The organism is Brevibacterium sp. Mu109, from assembly GCF_900169375.1.
Taxonomy (GTDB): domain Bacteria; phylum Actinomycetota; class Actinomycetes; order Actinomycetales; family Brevibacteriaceae; genus Brevibacterium; species Brevibacterium yomogidense_A.
This window is the reverse complement of the sequence record NZ_FXZF01000095.1, coordinates 1-1,386: the sequence shown is the minus strand read 5'-3', so window position 1 is coordinate 1,386 and position 1,386 is coordinate 1. Positions and strand designations below refer to the sequence as shown.

The following is a 1,386-nucleotide window of genomic DNA, read 5'->3' as shown; positions in this document are numbered from 1 at the left end:
ACAACGGTCCGCGACGTCGTCCTGATGGGAACCTACGGGCGTCTGAAGTGGCTGCGCCGTCCGCGGCGCGCTGAGAAGGACATTGCTGCAGAAGCTATGGAACAGACAGGGATCAGCGACCTCGCCCACCGCCAGATTGGTGAACTCTCGGGTGGTCAACGCCAGCGGGTCTTCCTTGCGCGGGCGCTGGCCCAGCAACCGGATTTGTACTTCATGGACGAACCCTTCCAGGGAATCGACGCGAGGAGCCAGCATGCCATCGTCACGGTACTGGATCAGTTGCGCCAACAGGGCCGCACCGTTGTGATCGTGCACCACGACCTGGCCACTGTCCAGGACTTCTGCAGCCACGTGACGTTGCTGAATAAGACGGTCATTTCCAGCGGGACCGTGAGTGAGGCCTTCACCTCTGAACATCTGCGGGACGCCTACCGAGTCGGCGACACCGAGCATGGCTTCTTCGAACCCACCACGGTGCCAGTCTCTCATGCCGAGAGCACACCATGAGCACCGATTTGATGGGTCCAGTCGTGTTCTTCGCTGACCACACCTTTCGCACGGTTTTCTTTGGTACCGCTGTCATCGGACTGGTCACCGGAGCGCTCGGTAGTTTCGCCTACCTGCGTAAGCAATCCTTGATCAGCGATGTTATCTCACACGCTGCGCTGCCCGGCACTCTAGGCGCCTTCCTATTCGCTGTCGTGGTCCTACAGGTCCATGGACGCAACATGGTCGTGCTGATGCTTGGCGCGGTCATCGCCGGCAGTCTGGCTGTGGGTATGGCCCAGTACGTCACCCGGGTGACGAAGCTGAGCATCGATGCCGCTATGGCCGTCACCTTGTCGCTCTTCTTCGGCACGGGCATGTCGCTGATGCGGATCATCAGCAATGGCGCCTTCCCGGGCAAAGGGGGTATCCAGGACTACCTGTTCGGCAATGCCTCCGTGATGACCGCAGCAGATCTGTGGGCCAGCATCGCTGTGGGAGCCGTCGCCCTGCTGCTGGTCGCGGTCTTCTGGAAAGAGTTCACCCTGCGAACCTTCGACCCCGCCCACTCCACCGTGCTGGGTTTCAGCGCCCGCATCGTCGACACTTTGATGTTCACAACTATCGTGATCGCCATTGTTATCGGGGTAAAAGCGGTAGGCCTGGTGCTCATGGTCGCATTCGTGGTGACCCCACCAGCCGCAGCCCGACAGTGGACCCGCACCTTGCCGGCCATGGTGGTGCTGGCCGGGCTGATCGGAGGCTTCGGCAGTGGTCTAGGCGCCTATCTCTCCATCGCGGTCGGCGGCGTGCCCACTGGGCCACTAATCGTGCTGACGCTCTTCGCTTTCCTCGTCCTCTCGCTACTGCTGGCTCCCGGGCGCAGCCTCATCACTCGCG

2 protein-coding genes are annotated in these 1,386 nt (G+C 61.6%); both read left to right on the top strand.

Annotated features, from left to right (window positions below; genetic code table 11):
• Positions 1-507 (top strand): metal ABC transporter ATP-binding protein (locus BSP109_RS16585; RefSeq protein ID WP_146001227.1); only part of this gene is annotated, 507 nt, incomplete at its 5' end.
• On the top strand, positions 504-1,386 hold an 883-nt coding region (locus BSP109_RS16580; protein ID WP_257944760.1), incomplete at its 3' end, for a metal ABC transporter permease. The genes BSP109_RS16585 and BSP109_RS16580, both read left to right, overlap by 4 nt.